Origin of the sequence: Streptomyces sp. NPDC101191, from assembly GCF_044767915.1 — a bacterium.
Lineage (GTDB): Bacteria > Actinomycetota > Actinomycetes > Streptomycetales > Streptomycetaceae > Streptomyces.
Window position 1 is genome coordinate 146,213 of record NZ_JBIWOU010000005.1, and the last position, 15,079, is coordinate 161,291.

At 73.7% G+C, this 15,079-nt stretch carries 10 protein-coding genes; 3 read left to right on the forward strand and 7 right to left on the reverse strand.

All coding sequences use genetic code 11. The features are described from left to right. Positions 1-94: 94 nt before the first annotated feature. The 3 genes from ACIRQF_RS20425 to ACIRQF_RS20435 all read right to left on the reverse strand — a co-directional run bounded on the left by ACIRQF_RS20425 (position 95) and on the right by ACIRQF_RS20435 (position 7,485). On the reverse strand, positions 95-3,016 hold the full coding sequence (locus ACIRQF_RS20425) for a protein kinase (protein ID WP_404093849.1): 2,922 nt from the start codon (positions 3,014-3,016) through the stop codon (positions 95-97). A 74-nt stretch (positions 3,017-3,090) separates the two neighbouring features. After that, positions 3,091-5,637, reverse strand: coding sequence for a protein kinase (locus tag ACIRQF_RS20430; protein ID WP_404093851.1), 2,547 nt, complete (start codon positions 5,635-5,637; stop codon positions 3,091-3,093). Between the two features lie 141 nt (positions 5,638-5,778). Continuing rightward, positions 5,779-7,485, reverse strand: coding sequence for a glycerol-3-phosphate dehydrogenase/oxidase (locus ACIRQF_RS20435; protein ID WP_376635504.1), 1,707 nt, complete (start codon positions 7,483-7,485; stop codon positions 5,779-5,781). A 265-nt stretch (positions 7,486-7,750) separates the two neighbouring features. Here ACIRQF_RS20435 and ACIRQF_RS20440 point away from each other — a divergent pair, with 265 nt between their 5' ends. Further along, positions 7,751-9,004 carry a nucleotide sugar dehydrogenase gene (locus tag ACIRQF_RS20440; protein ID WP_404093854.1) on the forward strand — a complete coding sequence of 418 codons (1,254 nt, stop codon included), beginning with the start codon at positions 7,751-7,753 and terminating at the stop codon, positions 9,002-9,004. A gap of 117 nt (positions 9,005-9,121) precedes the next feature. Beyond that, positions 9,122-9,628 (forward strand): hypothetical protein, encoded by a 507-nt coding sequence (locus ACIRQF_RS20445; protein WP_376635501.1) that lies wholly within the window; start codon positions 9,122-9,124, stop codon positions 9,626-9,628. Between the two features lie 67 nt (positions 9,629-9,695). On the opposite strand, the gene ACIRQF_RS20450 is transcribed toward ACIRQF_RS20445, so the two are convergent. From ACIRQF_RS20450 to ACIRQF_RS20465, 4 genes are all read right to left on the reverse strand, one after another. After that, positions 9,696-10,820, reverse strand: a complete 1,125-nt coding sequence (locus ACIRQF_RS20450; RefSeq protein WP_376635499.1) for a GuaB3 family IMP dehydrogenase-related protein — start codon at positions 10,818-10,820, stop codon at positions 9,696-9,698. A 116-nt stretch (positions 10,821-10,936) separates the two neighbouring features. After that, a complete protein-coding gene (gene guaB, locus ACIRQF_RS20455; protein ID WP_376635497.1) occupies positions 10,937-12,439 on the reverse strand; it encodes an IMP dehydrogenase in 1,503 nt (500 codons plus the stop codon). Between the two features lie 139 nt (positions 12,440-12,578). Then, positions 12,579-13,181 carry a sigma-70 family RNA polymerase sigma factor gene (locus ACIRQF_RS20460; protein WP_376635495.1) on the reverse strand — a complete coding sequence of 201 codons (603 nt, stop codon included), beginning with the start codon at positions 13,179-13,181 and terminating at the stop codon, positions 12,579-12,581. 246 nt (positions 13,182-13,427) lie between these two features. After that, complete coding sequence (locus tag ACIRQF_RS20465; protein WP_003948568.1) at positions 13,428-14,039, reverse strand: response regulator transcription factor; 612 nt, start codon at positions 14,037-14,039, stop codon at positions 13,428-13,430. Positions 14,040-14,502: 463 nt separating this feature from the next. Between ACIRQF_RS20465 and ACIRQF_RS20470 the strand changes: the two genes are divergently transcribed. Next, positions 14,503-14,871 carry a WhiB family transcriptional regulator gene (locus ACIRQF_RS20470; RefSeq protein WP_376635493.1) on the forward strand — a complete coding sequence of 123 codons (369 nt, stop codon included), beginning with the start codon at positions 14,503-14,505 and terminating at the stop codon, positions 14,869-14,871. The last annotated feature ends 208 nt before the right edge of the window (positions 14,872-15,079 follow it).

The window sequence follows — 15,079 nt, forward strand, 5'->3', positions numbered from 1 at the left end:
TCGCGGTGCTCGGACCGGTACGCGGCGCGGCCGTTGGCGGGGACCGCGGCGGAAAAGCGGGCGCCGGGGGCGGGCCTGCGGACGACGGCCCGGGTCAGCGGGTGACCCGGTAGGCCTTCACCGCCTGGTCGTAGATCTCCGAGACCTTGTCCCGCTCGTTCTCCGGCCCGATGACCTGGACGACGTGATAGCGGCCGCCCTCGATCAGCGCCAGATTGCGCACGAACACCTCGCGGCCGGTGCTGTCCTGCCAGGTGAACTGGCCGACCGCCATGGCCTGTCGGCCGACGTCGATACGGCGCAGGCCCGAGGCGCTGGACCAGGACGAGTCCCGCCAGGGCTGGAGCTCGCGCTCCTTGGTCCGCTGGTACGCCATGGGGTCGGCACCGTTCGCCTGCACCGTGTCCCGGCCGGGCACCACGATCAGCGTGAAGTCGCCGCCCGTGTAGCGCACTTGCCCGGCGTCGTTGATCGGACTGCGCCGCCAGTCGCGCGGCACGCCGAGCTGGAAGCCCTCGGGGTCCTTGCGCAGCGCGTAGCCGGCGGCGAGCGCCGGGGCGGACGGGCCGGTGGCCGGCGGCGCGCCGGTGGCGGACGTGGGCCCGGTCGACGGGCTCCCGGTGGCCGGCGGCGGGGTGCTCTTCGGCGGACTCTGCGCCGGAGAGCCGGACTTCGCCGGCGGTGTCCCCGTCCGACCGACCTCCTCGCCCTGCCGGGGCATGAAGAGGACGGCGTACGCGATGGCCCCGCCCAGCAGCAGGAGGACCAGGAGGAGCAGTGTGCGGCCCAGGGAGCGCGGGGAGCCCGAGGAGCGCCCTGGTGCGCGGGGGGCTCGCGGGGCGCGCTGCGGGATCTCCTCGTGCACCGGCGCGTCGAAGAGGGGCGCGTCGGCCTGCGCCGCGTACGCCGCCCCGCGCGGGGCGCGGCCGCCCTTGCCCTGCCGGTGCCGGTGCCGGCCGCCGCCCGCTCCGCCGCGCCGGCGGCGCACCAGCTCCCCGCGGCGGCGCACGATGGGCAGCTTGGTGGCGTCCGGGGACGGCAGCGGTACGACGCCGATCCCCGCCTCCGGCTCGGGTGCCGAACGCACCAGGGAGCGCAGCCAGCCGCTCAGCTCCTCCACGTCGGGGCGCTCGGTGGGGTCCTGGCGCAGCAGCGACTCCACCACGGGCCGTAGCGGACCGCACTCCTCGGCGAAGGCCGGCGGCTCGGCGCACACCAGCTGGACCAGCTCGGCGGTGTTGTCCTCGGGGTACGGGGCGTGGCCCTGCACGGCCCGGTAGAGCAGCGCGCCGAGCGCCCACAGGTCGGTGGCGGGGCCGATCGGCGGGGCCAGCCGCCAGTGCTCGTGCACCGGGCCCGCCTGCTCGGGCGCCCAGCGCTCCGTGACCGCGCCGACGACCGCCATCCGGGTCTGCCGGGCCCGCTCGGCGGCGAGCCGGGTCGCCGGACCGCGGTACGCGTCGTCGGGGCCGCCCGGCGGCCGGTGCGCGGCGGCGGGCACGAGGGGCGGCTGGGGGGCCGCCGCGGTGTATCCGGCGGGGAGCGCGGGCAGCGCGGGGCCCTGGCCGCCACCGCCGGCCGGGACGGACCGCCCGCCGTCGCGGGAGGCGTGCGGGCCGTCGCTCCAGGAGCCGGTGAGGTAGGCCCGGGGCGGCGGCGGGCCGTAGGTGCCGCCCGTCTCGTCCTCGTCGTCGACGTCGTCGTCCTCCGCGTCCACCCGGGACCACCACTGGGGCTCGGGCGCCGCGGGCGGCCCGGCGTGCGGAGGCTCGGGAGGGGCCGGTGGGGCGGGGCGCTGCACCGGAAGGGAGCCGGTCTCACCGATCCGCGCGGCGGCGCGGGCACCGGCCCGGTAGGCGGCGATGGCGCCGGCGCGGGCCGCCCGCACGTCGGCCGCGGGCGGCAGGGCGGGCCCTGGTGGCGCCGCGGAGGCGGCGGGCGACTCGGTCCGCTCGGTGCCGTTCCCGGGCCCGTACGGGGTGCCGCCGTCGGGGCCGTACCCGGCGCGGGACGGGGCGTCGGGGGTGTCCGGCCCGTCGTCCGGGTCGGCGTACGGCCCGTCGTCGGGCCCGTCGTCCGGCTCGGCGTACGGCCCGTCCGGTGCGTCGTCGGCGCCCTCGTACGCGTCGGCATCGTCGTGGTGACCGGTCCAGGCCGCCCGGTCGGGGTCGCCGGGCTCGATGCGCGCGGGTTCGCGGGCGGCGGGCACGTGGGCGTAGGGCTCGGCGCCGGCCGCGGCGGGGGCGCCGCCCTGGCCGTAGATCTCGGAGGCGTAGGGCTCGTAGGGCTCGTACGGCTCCAGTTCGTGGACGTCCGGGCCGGCGCCCAGGGCCTCGTACACACCCTGCTCGTCGTACGCCTCGGGCTCTTCCCGGGCCCCGGGGTCCTCGTACGTCTCCCGCGGCCCGCCGTACGGGACGTACGGGAGCGCTTCCTCCTCCACCGGCACCGGGGCGTAGCCGCAGAGGGCCTCCTCGGCGGCACCGGCGGCGAGGCCGGTGAGAACGACGCGGCCGTCGTCGCAGACCAGGACCGTGCGGGCGGTGACGTTGCGGTGGGTCCAGCCGTGCGCGTGCAGGGTGCGCAGGGCGGTGAGCAGATCGGCGCCTATCTCGGCGGCCCGGTAGGGGGTGAGCGGCCCCTCCGACAGGATCTCGGAGAGCGGCGTGGCCGCGACGAACTCGCTCACTATCCACAGCGAACCGGCCTCCGCGAACACGTCGAAGACCTGGTCGAGGCGCGGGTGGTCCGGGATCCGGGCGGCTGCCTGGGCCGCCTCGACGGCGCGGCGGACGGCCGGCTCGGCCGGTCTGCGGGTGGCGCGCCCCGGTCCCGCGTACGGCTCGTCGTCGACGAACTCGGCGTCGACGACCTCCGGCAGCGGCACTTGACGGATGCGCACTTCCTGGCCGCTGTACGTGTCGAAGGCGCGCGTCTCGACGAAATCGTCCGCGTCCGCCGACGGCAGGGGCAGGCGGTACCGGTCCGCCAGCACTCTTCCCGCGTAGTCGTCCACGACGCCTCCCCACGCGCCCTACGTCCCCCGTGCCCCGCCCTCGCGGACGGGGCCTCTCACGATACGTGCGCCTGTCAGTCCTTGGGGCTGAACGTGGCGAACGCGGTGTCCCGCAGCGTCTTGCACTCCGCGGCGTCCCACGCGTCGGCCCGGCAGGTCACCATGATCGAGTAGCCGTGCCCGGCGTCGACCTTGAAGCCCCGGTTGAGCACGTGGACCCGCACGCCCTTCTGCGTGCGCTCGAACTCCCAGTCCGCGACGGTCGGATAGCCCTTGTAGGAGACCGGGTGTATGCCGATGTGCCGGTAGCCGTTGCTGGTCGCGGCGACCGCGGCCATGGCGGCGTTCCAGGCGGCGGCCGCGTCGTCCTTCGGGCTGTCGTTGAAGTCGACCTGCACGCGCGGGAAGGCGCCCTGGGAGGCGTTGAAGATGCCTCCGGAGTTCTCACCCGCTATGTCGGTCATCCGGAAGGACGCCGGCATCGCCATGGTGAAGTGGAAGCGGGCGTTGGTCACCATGACGTAGCCGGGCGGCAGCTGCGGCCCGCTGCCGCCGCCGGACGGACCGCCGCCGGGGGTCCCGGTGGGCGTGACGCCGCTCTGGCCGCCGCTGTTGGCGGCCGGCTTGCCGCCGCCCTGCTGGGACGGGTCACCGGTCGACGTGTCCGTGCCCTGGCCGTCGGTCCCGCCGGACGCACTGCCGGCCGAGGCGGCGGTGCCGCCCGACGTCGTGCCCTTGCCCTTGCCCTGGTCGGCGCCGTCCTGGCCGCCGCCGAGGGCGACATACAGGATCGTGCCGAGCAGCGCGACGAGCACGACCGCGGCGATGACCACCAGGGTGCGGCGCGGGACGACGTCGGTGAGCGAGGCCCTGTTCGACGCCGGCCGGTCCGGGGTCCCGGCGCCGGTCACGCGCCCGGGGGCCGCCTTGGCCGCGCCCGCGGCGTTGCGCACCGACTTCAGGGCGCCGCGCACCCGCTCGGCGGCCGCCTCTGCGGTCTTCTCACGGACCGGCTTCGGCGTGCCGGGCGTGGCGGGGCCGCCGCTCGGCGGGCCCTCCGGGAGCGGGGGCAGCGGTACGACCCTGGTGACCTCGGGGGAGGGCTTCGGCGGCGCCTCCGGCGCGTCGAGGACGGCGCGCAGCAGCACCCGCGCCCCGGCGTCGTCGAGCCGCTGCTCCGGGTCCTTGGCGAGCAGGCCGTAGATGACCTTCTCCAGCTCCGGGCCCGCGTTCTTCGGCGGGTCGACCGGCTCGGTCATCACCGCGGTGAGCGTGGCGATGGCGGAGCCCTTGTCGTACGGCGGGCTGCCCTCGACGGCCGCGTACAGCAGTCCGCCGAGCGACCAGAGGTCGGCCGCGGGGCCGGGCTTGTGGCCGCGGGCCCGCTCGGGCGAGATGTACGAGGGGGCGCCGACGAGCATGCCGGTGGAGGTGATGGAGGGGTCGCCCTCGACCTGGGCGATGCCGAAGTCGGTGAGGACGGCGCGGCCGTCCTCACCGATCAGCACGTTGGAGGGCTTCACGTCGCGGTGGAGGATGCCCTCGCGGTGCGCGGAGCGCAGGACGTCGAGGATGGCGAGACCGACCTCGGCGGCGCGGCGCGGGGTGAGCGTGCCGTCCTCGCGCACGGCCTCGGCGAGGGACTTGCCCTCGATGAGCTCCATGACGATCCACGGGCGGTCGTCCTCGTCGACGACGTCGTAGACGGTCACGGCGCCGTTGTTGCGGATCCGGGCGATGGCCTTGGCCTCACGCAGGGTCCGGGTGATGAGGCGTCGCTTCTCGTCGTCGTCGATGCTGGTGGGGAAGCGCAGCTCCTTGACGGCGACGGTCCGGCCCAGCGTCTCGTCGACCGCGCGCCACACCGTGCCCATGCCGCCGCGGCCCAGGACGACCCCGAGCCGGTAGCGGCCGGCCAGCAGCCGTCCCTCGGCCGACGGCGCGTCAGCGCGTCCGGTCCGGGCGCCGGTTCCGGTGGCGTCGGCCCCGAACCCGGCGGCCGGCGCGGCACCGTCGGTCGAGCCGCTGCGCCCTCCCTGACCGGCGCCGGTGCTCTTCGCGAGCCCCACGCCCGCCCGCGGATCCCGTCCGCGGGCCCGGTCGCTCCCGGAGCCCGCCGTGCCGCCGTCGCCGCTCGCCGCGGCCGTGTGCTTCGAGAGCTTCGGCGCGGCGTCCCTGGGCGCGGCGTCCCTGGGCGCCATGTCCTTGGGCGCCACGTCCTTGGGCGCCACGTCCTTGGGCGCCACGTCCTTGGGCGCCACGTCCTTGGGCGCCACGTCCTTGGGCGTGGCGTCCCTGGGCGCCGCCGAGCCCCCGGCGGCGTCCGCGGACGGGTCCGCCGACGCCTCGGCGCCCGGCGTGCCCGCCGGCTCGGCCGGGCTCCGGTCGTCCCCGGACGCGCGCAGCGCGTCCTCCGATGCCGCCGACGCGGCGTCACCGGCCTCCGCCGGCCTGCTTTCCGGCGTGCCCGCGGGCCCGCCCTCGCGCGCCTCGGCGTCCTCGTTCCGCCCGGCCGCACGCGCGGCCGGGACCGTGCCCCGGTCGCCGTCGGTCGCGGCGCCCGCGGCGGCGTCCCGCCGGGGGGCCTGCCCCGTGTCCCGCGACTGCTCCGCCTCCGACATGCGTCCCCTCTGCGATCCCTGATTCCCGCCCGCGTCCGCAGCTCCCGCTTGATGCGGCAACCCGCCCTGGAAGAGAGCTCATTGTCCCTCACTCCGGGACCGCCGGCTCCCCCGGGTCCGGAGTCCGAGAAGCGAAACGGGTCAGATCGGCACGATGTCAGGCGCTCCGAGGCGGGCGGCGTCGGCCGTCAGGTCGTCGGGCTGGCGCTGGGATTCACGCTCCGCCTCGACCCGCTTCTCGTAGTGTTCGACCTCCTTGTCGATCTGGACGGCGTCCCAACCGAGCACCGGCGCCATGAGTTCGGCGCATTCCCGGGCGCTCAGCGTGCCCCGGTCGAAGGTCTCGATGGAGATCCTGGTGCGCCGGGTCAGGACGTCGTCCAGATGCCGCGCGCCCTCGTGCGAGGCGGCGTAGACGATCTCGGCCTTCAGATAGTCCTCGGCGGCCGGCAGGGGCGCGGCGAGGGCAGGGTCGGCGGCGATCAGGTCGAGGATCTCCTCCGTCAGGGAGCCGTACCGGTTGAGCAGATGCTCGACCCGGGCCACGTGGAGTCCGGCGCGCGCGGCGATGCCGGCGCGGGCGTTCCACAGCGCCTTGTAGCCCTCGGCGCCGAGCAGCGGGACGTCGTCCGTGACGCAGTCGGCGACCCGTTTGTCGAGCGCGTGGACGGCCTCGTCGACGGCGTCCTTGGCCATCACCCGGTAGGTCGTGTACTTGCCGCCGGCGACGACCACCAGGCCGGGCACCGGGTGGGCGACGATGTGCTCGCGGGACAGCTTGCTGGTGGCGTCGGACTCGCCGGCGAGCAGGGGCCGCAGGCCGGCGTAGACGCCCTCGACGTCGTCGCGGGTGAGCGGGGTGGCGAGCACGGTGTTGACGTGCTCCAGCAGGTAGTCGATGTCGGCGCTGGAGGCCGCCGGGTGGGCCTTGTCGAGGTCCCAGTCGGTGTCCGTGGTGCCGATGATCCAGTGACGGCCCCAGGGGATGACGAAGAGGACGGACTTCTCGGTGCGCAGGATGAGTCCGCTGGTGGAGTGGATGCGGTCCTTGGGCACGACGAGATGGATGCCCTTGGAGGCGCGGACGTGGAACTGGCCGCGCTCGCCGATGAGCGCCTGGGTGTCGTCGGTCCACACGCCGGTGGCGTTGACGATCTGATGGGCCCTGATCGCGTACTCGCCGCCGGTCTCGACGTCCTGGACGCGGGCGCCGACCACCCGCTCCCCCTCCCGCATGAAGCCGACGACGCGGGCGCGGCTGGCGACCTTCGCGCCGTAGCTCGCGGCGGTGCGGACGAGGGTGGCGACGAAGCGGGCGTCGTCCATCTGGGCGTCGTAGTACTGCAGGGCGCCGACGAGGGCGTCCTTGCGCAGGCAGGGTGCGACGCGGAGGGCCCGGCCTCGGCTGAGGTGGCGGTGGACCGGGAGGCCGCGGCCGTGGCCCGAGGAGACCGACATGGCGTCGTACAGGGCGACACCGGAGCCCGCGTACATCCGCTCCCAGCCCTTGTGCTGCAAGGGGTAGAGGAACGGGACCGGTTTGACGAGGTGGGGCGCGAGGCGTTCGAGGAGGAGGCCGCGCTCCTTCAGGGCCTCGCGGACCAGGGCGAAGTCGAGCATCTCGAGATAGCGCAGGCCGCCGTGGATCAGCTTGCTCGACCGGCTGGAGGTGCCGGAAGCCCAGTCGCGGGCCTCGACGAGGCCGGTGGAGAGTCCTCGGGTGACGGCGTCGAGAGCGGTGCCCGCGCCGACGACCCCGGCTCCGACGACCAACACGTCCAGCTCGCGCTCGGCCATGGCCGCGAGCGCCTCGGTGCGCTCGGCGGGTCCCAGTGTCGCTGTCCTCACGGTTGGTGCCTCCCGTCGTCCCCCTGCTTCGCAGCACGCGAACCGGTCCTCGTGCGGTCCGGCTCACCGTCGATTCTGTCCCGCCCGTCCGACTTCAGCCACCGCCTCGACCCCAGCCTGTGGATAACACTCTGCGACCTTCGGCTCCGCAATGCCGCATATCGGTCATATTTACGCCTAGTCTGACATTGCGTCGGCCCCCTTCGGTCCACAGGGGTTGCGCACCGCGTTCCCTCCGGCTACTGGGAAGGACGGCCCACCCCCCATGCCCGCTGATCTCGCCGTCATCGGCCTCGGTCACCACGGACTCCCCCTCGCCCAGGCGGCCACCGCGGCCGGCATCTCCACCATCGGCTACGACACCGACCCCCGTCCCCTCACCGAACTGGCCGCCGGACGTCCCCCCGTCGACGGCTCCCTCACCGCCGCCGAGATCCGCCGGATGCTCGCCAGCGGCTTCTCGCCCGCCGGCAACCCGACCGAGCTGGGCCGGGTGCGCACCGCCGTCATCTGCGCGCCCACCCCGTCCGGACCCGACGGCGCGCTCGACCTCACCGCCGTCACCGACGCCGCCCGCGCCCTCGCGGCCCGGCTGCGCCCCCACACCACCGTCGTCCTGGAGTCCCCGGTGCCGCCCGGCACCACCGAGGGCCCGCTGCGCGAGCTCCTCGAGACGGGCTCCGGGCTGCGCGCCGGGCGCGACTTCCACCTCGCGTACTCCCCCGGCCGACTCGACCCCGGCGGCCGCGGCGCCCACGGCCCGCACGCCCTCGCCGGCACGCCCAAGGTGATCGGCGGCCTGACCCCCGCCTGCACCGAGTCCGCCGCGGCCTTCTACGCCCGCCTCACCGACAAGGTGGTCCGCGCACGCGGCCCGCGCGAGGCCGAGACCGTCAAGCTCCTGGAGACCAACTTCCGGCACGTGAACATCGCCCTCGTCAACGAGATGGCGGTGCTCTGCCACGAGCTCGGCGTCGACCTCTGGGACGTCATCCGCTGCGCCGAGACCAAGCCGTTCGGCTTCCAGGCCTTCCGCCCGGGCCCCGGGGTGGGCGGCCACGGCGTGCCCGTCGACACCGTCGGCGGCCACCGCCCGCTGCGCCTGGTCGAACTCGCCGGCCAGGTCAACGAACGCATGCCGCAGTACGTCGTCCAGCGCTGCGCCACGCTCCTCAACGAGCACGGCAAGTCCGCCCGCGGCGCCCGGATCCTGCTGCTCGGGGTCACCTACAAACCCGATCTCGCCGACCGGCAGGGCTCCCCCGCCGACGAGATCGCCCGGCGCCTCATGGACCTCGGCGCCGCCGTCAGCTACCACGACCCGTACGTCCCCGACTGGCGCGTCCGCGACCTGCCGGTCCCGCGCGCCGACTCGCTCTACGAGGCCACCGCCCACGCCGACCTCACGCTCCTGCTCCAGCACCACCGCACCTACGACCTCCAGGGGCTCGCGGTGAAGGCCCAGCTCCTCCTCGACACCCGCGGCGCGACCCCGGCGGGCGCCGCCCACCGGCTCTGAGCGCCTCCCCCGGCGCTCCCGCCCCGTAAATCCCCCGCGCCCCGTCACAGCGAGCTGCTAGCCTCCGGGCGCTTGATCGCACACTCGTGCGGCACCGTCCCAGGGGGATTCCGTTTCATGAGCCAGTCCGTTCCGCCGCCCGGCAACCCGTTCGCCCAGGGTGCCGGGCCCGGCCAGCTGCCGCAGACGCCGCTGCCGCCCGCCCCGCCCGCGCCCGCGGCCCGCTCCCACGTGGGGCTCGGCCTGGTGGCGGCCCTCGTCGCCGCGCTCGTCGCGGGCGGCGTCTACGGCGCCATCGCGGGCGGCATCGAGCGGGAGATCGGCTGGGCGGCCGTCGGCGTGGGCTTCCTGGTCGGCTTCGCGGCCGGCAAGGCCGGCGGCAGCAACCCGGCCCTCCCGGTGGTCAGCGCCGTGTTCTCGCTCGGTGCGGTCTACCTCGGCCAGCTGGTCGCCCTCGCGATCATCGCCGGCAAGGAGCTGCACGTCTCGGCCTCCGACGTCTTCTTCGAGCACTTCGACGGCCTCACGCAGGTGTGGAAGGACGAGCTGGACCCGCTGACCTTCCTGTTCTTCGCGCTCGCCGCCTTCGCCGCGTTCAGCGGCGCGAAGAAGGCCTCGGTCTGAGCCGTACGGGTACGCGCGAGGGGCCCCGCACCACCCGGTGCGGGGCCCCTCGCGCATGCGGAACGGGTCAGCGCTTGTGCTGCGCGTCCGCGACCGTGACCTCCACGCGCTGGAACTCCTTGAGCTCGCTGTAGCCCGTGGTGGCCATGGCGCGGCGCAGGGCGCCGAAGAAGTTCATCGAGCCGTCGGGCGTGTGCGACGGACCGGTGAGGATCTCCTCGGTGGTGCCGACGATGCCCAGGTCGACCAGCTTGCCGCGCGGCACGTCCTCGTGGACGGCCTCCATGCCCCAGTGGTGGCCCTTGCCGGGGGCGTCCGTGGCCCGGGCCAGCGGGGAGCCCATCATGACGGCGTCGGCACCGCAGGCGATGGCCTTCGGCAGGTCGCCCGACCAGCCCACGCCGCCGTCGGCGATGACGTGCACGTAGCGGCCGCCGGACTCGTCCATGTAGTCGCGGCGGGCGGCGGCCACGTCGGCGACGGCGGTGGCCATCGGGACCTGGATGCCGAGCACGTTGCGGGTGGTGTGGGCGGCGCCGCCACCGAAGCCGACCAGGACGCCCGCGGCGCCGGTGCGCATCAGGTGCAGGGCCGCCGTGTAGGTGGCGCAGCCGCCGACGATGACCGGGACGTCGAGCTCGTAGATGAACTGCTTCAGGTTCAGCGGCTCGGCGGCGCCGGAGACGTGCTCGGCGGAGACGGTCGTGCCGCGGATGACGAAGATGTCCACGCCGGCGTCGACCACGGCCTTGGAGAACTGGGCGGTGCGCTGCGGGGAGAGTGCCGCGGCGGTGACGACACCCGAGTCGCGCACCTCCTTGATGCGCTGCCCGATCAGCTCTTCCTTGATCGGAGCGGCGTAGAGCTCCTGCAGACGGCGGGTCGCGGTGGCCTCGTCCAGCTCGGCGATCTCGTCGAGCAGCGGCTGCGGGTCCTCGTACCGGGTCCACAGGCCTTCGAGGTTCAGCACGCCCAGGCCGCCGAGCTCGCCGATGCGGATGGCGGTCTGCGGCGAGACGACCGAGTCCATGGGCGCGGCCAGGAAGGGCAGCTCGAAGCGGTAGGCGTCGATCTGCCAGGCGATCGAGACCTCCTTCGGGTCCCGGGTGCGCCGGCTCGGTACGACGGCGATGTCGTCGAACGCGTACGCCCTGCGGCCGCGCTTGCCGCGCCCGATCTCGATCTCAGTCACGTTGTGTGGCCTTTCCCTCTGTGTCTGCGCCTACCAGTATCCCCGACACGTGCCGAAGGGGCGGTTCCGGCCACATGCCGGAACCGCCCCCTCCATGCCGGTGGGCCGGTCGCGCGTTACTTCGTCCTGCTGTAGTTCGGCGCCTCGACCGTCATCTGGATGTCGTGCGGGTGGCTCTCCTTGAGGCCCGCGGCCGTGATCCGGACGAAGCGGCCCTTGGACTCCATCTCCTCGATGGTGGCGGCGCCCACGTAGCCCATGGTCTGGCGCAGACCGCCGACGAGCTGGTGCAGCACGTTGGCCAGCGGGCCGCGGTAGGGCACCTGGCCCTCGACGCCCTCGGGCACGAGCTTGTCGTCGGAGGCCACGTCGGCCTGGAAGTAGCGGTCCTTCGAGTACGACCGGCCCTGGCCACGGGACTGCATGGCGCCGAGCGAGCCCATGCCCCGGTACGACTTGAACTGCTTGCCGTTGATGAAGAGCAGCTCGCCGGGCGACTCCTCACAGCCCGCGAGGAGGCTGCCGAGCATCACGGTGTCGGCGCCGGCGGCCAGCGCCTTGCCGATGTCGCCGGAGTACTGCAGACCACCGTCGCCGATCAGCGGGATGCCGGCGGCGCGGGCGGCGAGGGCGGCCTCGTAGATGGCGGTGACCTGCGGGACACCGATGCCCGCGACCACACGGGTGGTGCAGATGGAGCCCGGGCCCACACCGACCTTGATGCCGTCGACACCGGCGTCGATCATCGCCTGCGCGCCGTCGCGCGTGGCGACGTTGCCGCCGATCACGTCGACGTTCACGCTCGACTTGATCTTCGCCATCCAGCTCAGGGCGTTGCTGTTGTGCCCGTGGGAGGTGTCGACGATGAGGAAGTCCGCGCCGGCCGCGGCGAGCGCCTGGGCGCGCTCCAGGGCCTCGGGGCTGGCGCCGACGGCCGCGCCGACGAGCAGCCGGCCCTCGGCGTCCTTGGCGGCGTTCGGGTACTTCTCGGCCTTGACGAAGTCCTTGACCGTGATGAGGCCCTTGAGGACGCCCTTGTCGTCGACCAGCGGCAGCTTCTCGATCTTGTGGCGGCGCAGCAGCTCCATGGCGTCCACGCCGGAGATGCCGACCTTGCCGGTGACCAGCGGCATCGGCGTCATGACCTCGCGGACCTGACGGCTGCGGTCGGTCTCGAAGGCCATGTCGCGGTTGGTCACGATGCCGAGGAGCTTGCCGGCCGGGTCGGTGACCGGGACACCGCTGATGCGGAACTTGGCGCACAGCGCGTCGGCCTCGGCGAGCGTCGCGTCCGGGTGCACCGTGATCGGGTCGGTGACCATGCCGGACTCGGAGCGCTTCACCAGGTCGACCTGGTTCACCTGGTCCTCGACGGAGAGGTTCCGGTGGAGGACGCCGACGCCGCCCAGACGGGCCATCGCGATCGCCATGCGGGACTCGGTGACCTTGTCCATCGCCGCCGAGAGCAGCGGGATGTTCACCCGCACGTTCCGGGAGATTCGGGACGAGGTGTCGACCGCGTTCGGGAGCACCTCTGAGGCACCCGGCAGCAACAGCACATCGTCGTAGGTCAGCCCGAGTGTCGCGAACTTCTCGGGCACTCCGTCGACGTTGGTCATGACACCTTCCCCAATGGCCTTGATCGGTGCGGATGTCCATGCTAACGGGCCGCGGCCGTGTCTCATTCCACGAGCAAGATCAGCGGGAAGCTTTGGACGATCGTACGTGTACGTGAGGGACACAAGCCCCGCACAACCCTTACTGCTCGGCCAGCGCCCGCAGTCGGCTGAGCGCGCGGTGCTGCGCCACCCGGACGGCCCCCGGGGACATGCCGAGCATCTGCCCGGTCTCCTCGGCGGTCAGCCCGACGGCCACCCGCAGGACGAGCAGTTCGCGCTGGTTCTCCGGCAGGTTGGCGAGCAGCTTCTTGGCCCATTCGGCGTCGTCGCTGAGCAGCGCGCGCTCCTCGGGGCCGAGCGAGTCGTCGGGCCGCTCGGGCATCTCGTCGGAGGGCACGGCCGTCGATCCGGGGTGCCGCATGGCGGCCCGCTGCAGATCGGCGACCTTGTGGCCGGCGATGGCGAAGACGAAGGCCTCGAAGGGCCTGCCGGTGTCCTTGTAGCGCGGCAGCGCCATGAGGACGGCCACGCAGACCTCCTGGGCGAGGTCCTCCGTGAAGTGCCGGGCGTCACCGGGCAGCCGGTTCAGCCGCGTACGGCAATAACGCAGGGCGAGGGGGTGCACGCGCGCCAGGAGGTCGTGCGTGGCCTGCCCGTCCCCCTCGACGGCACGGCGAACGAGGGCACCGATCTCCCCCTGCCCCGGAGGCACGGCCGACCCCACCGTCTCGTCGTCGCGCATCGCTCCATGGTGCCCCGGCGCCGCGTCGTTCGCGGCACCGCGTCCGTAGTTGTGCACCGAAGCGTTATGAGCAGGTGCGCCGGGACTCATCTCCTGCGCCCTCCCCTTCAGCTTGTCTTCCGCCGGCTCGCTCGTCTCGTCCCCGAGGAACTCCACGCCTTCAAGGATGCGGCATTCCGCGGGGAAGTGACACAAGCCCACCCCGTCCGCCCCGCGGCGGACGGGGATGCGAGCGGCGGCCGCAGGTCAGCGGACCAGGCCCCAGCGGAATCCGAGCGCGACGGCGTGCGCCCGGTCGGAGGCACCCAGCTTCTTGAAGAGGCGCCGGGCGTGGGTCTTGACCGTGTCCTCGGACAGGAAGAGCTCGCGCCCGATCTCCGCGTTGGACCGGCCGTGGCTCATGCCCTCGAGGACCTGGATCTCGCGGGCGGTGAGGGTGGGGGCGGCGCCCATCTCGGCCGAGCGCAGCCGGCGCGGGGCGAGCCGCCAGGTCGGGTCGGCGAGCGCCTGTGTGACGGTGGCCCGCAGCTCGGCGCGCGAGGCGTCCTTGTGCAGATAGCCACGGGCACCGGCGGCGACCGCGAGCGCGACGCCGTCCAGGTCCTCGGCGACGGTGAGCATGATGATGCGGGCGCCGGGGTCCGCGGACAGCAGCCGGCGGACGGTCTCCACGCCGCCCAGGCCGGGCATGCGCACGTCCATCAGAATGAGGTCCGAGCGGTCCGCACCCCAGCGGCGGAGGACTTCCTCGCCGTTGGCCGCGGTGGTCACGCGCTCGACGCCGGGCACGGTCGCGACCGCCCGGCGAAGCGCCTCTCGGGCGAGCGGGGAGTCGTCGCAGACGAGCACGGATGTCACGACTGACCTCCGCGGCTCTCGCAGCTGATGCGCGTCACCTTGAGCCTCCAGGGCTGGTACGTATCGTCACCTGTGCGGTTGACGCCCTCGGACACCTGCCCGAGCGCTTGTTCCTTCAACCGCCTCCGCACTCTCAACGATGGTCACTCGAAAGAGTTACGGGTCGGACGGGCGCCTTCGGCACTCTACGTAAGGGCCCATACGCGGAGGAGAGCGTCGCAGGTCATCCGTCCTTCGCTTCGAAGCTATGCCCCATTTAGCGGGTTTTCTTCCCTTTTCGCGGTGTCTGTGGCTAGATTCGCAATGAGTCATATTTACATCTACTCAGTCAGTAGTTGTACGGTCGGGTCGAACCCGCGAGAGCGGGTACCCGAGTCCCACGGGGGCGAAGGGCCCCCACACGATCAGCCATCCACCCGCCCACCAAAAATCCGTTCGAAACGGTTTCAAGGGGACTAGCGCAATGGCAGATTTCTCCCGCCTTCCCGGACCCAACGCCGATCTGTGGGACTGGCAGCTCCTCGCGGCCTGCCGCGGAGTCGACAGCTCCCTGTTCTTCCACCCCGAGGGAGAGCGCGGCGCGGCACGGAGTGCGCGCGAGAACTCGGCTAAAGAGGTCTGCATGCGGTGCCCGGTACGCGCGGAGTGCGCGGCACACGCGCTCGCCGTACGGGAGCCGTACGGCGTCTGGGGCGGCCTCACCGAGGACGAACGCGAGGAGCTCATGGGCCGGGCGCGCAACCGCCTGGTCACCACGACGTCCACGACGGCGGCCACGGCCGCCGCGGCACGGGCGTCGGCATCGAGCTCGGCAGGCGTGGCCCACGCCTGAAGGAACGTTTCTGCTCCGTAGCTCGACGGAGCGGCACGACGGGCCCGGTCACCGCGCCGCACGTGGCCCGGGGGCGTGCGGCGCGCGGCCCCGGTACGTACGGGCGCGTACCCCGGTGCCCTGCGGCCGTCACCCGGACGGCCCGACCCCGGGTGCCCGGACGGCCCCGGCCCGCCCCGGGGAGGTCCCCCGGGCGGCCCAGGGACGG

Excerpts from the sequence above, each read along its gene's own strand:
- ACIRQF_RS20430 (WP_404093851.1), bottom strand. The coding sequence starts at position 5,637 with ATGTCGGAGGCGGAGCAGTCGCGGGACACGGGGCAGGCCCCCCGGCGG.
- ACIRQF_RS20440 (WP_404093854.1), top strand. The coding sequence starts at position 7,751 with ATGCCCGCTGATCTCGCCGTCATCGGCCTCGGTCACCACGGACTCCCC.
- ACIRQF_RS20445 (WP_376635501.1), top strand. The coding sequence starts at position 9,122 with ATGAGCCAGTCCGTTCCGCCGCCCGGCAACCCGTTCGCCCAGGGTGCC.
- guaB (WP_376635497.1), bottom strand. The coding sequence starts at position 12,439 with ATGACCAACGTCGACGGAGTGCCCGAGAAGTTCGCGACACTCGGGCTG.
- ACIRQF_RS20460 (WP_376635495.1), bottom strand. The coding sequence starts at position 13,181 with ATGCGCGACGACGAGACGGTGGGGTCGGCCGTGCCTCCGGGGCAGGGG.
- ACIRQF_RS20470 (WP_376635493.1), top strand. The coding sequence starts at position 14,503 with ATGGCAGATTTCTCCCGCCTTCCCGGACCCAACGCCGATCTGTGGGAC.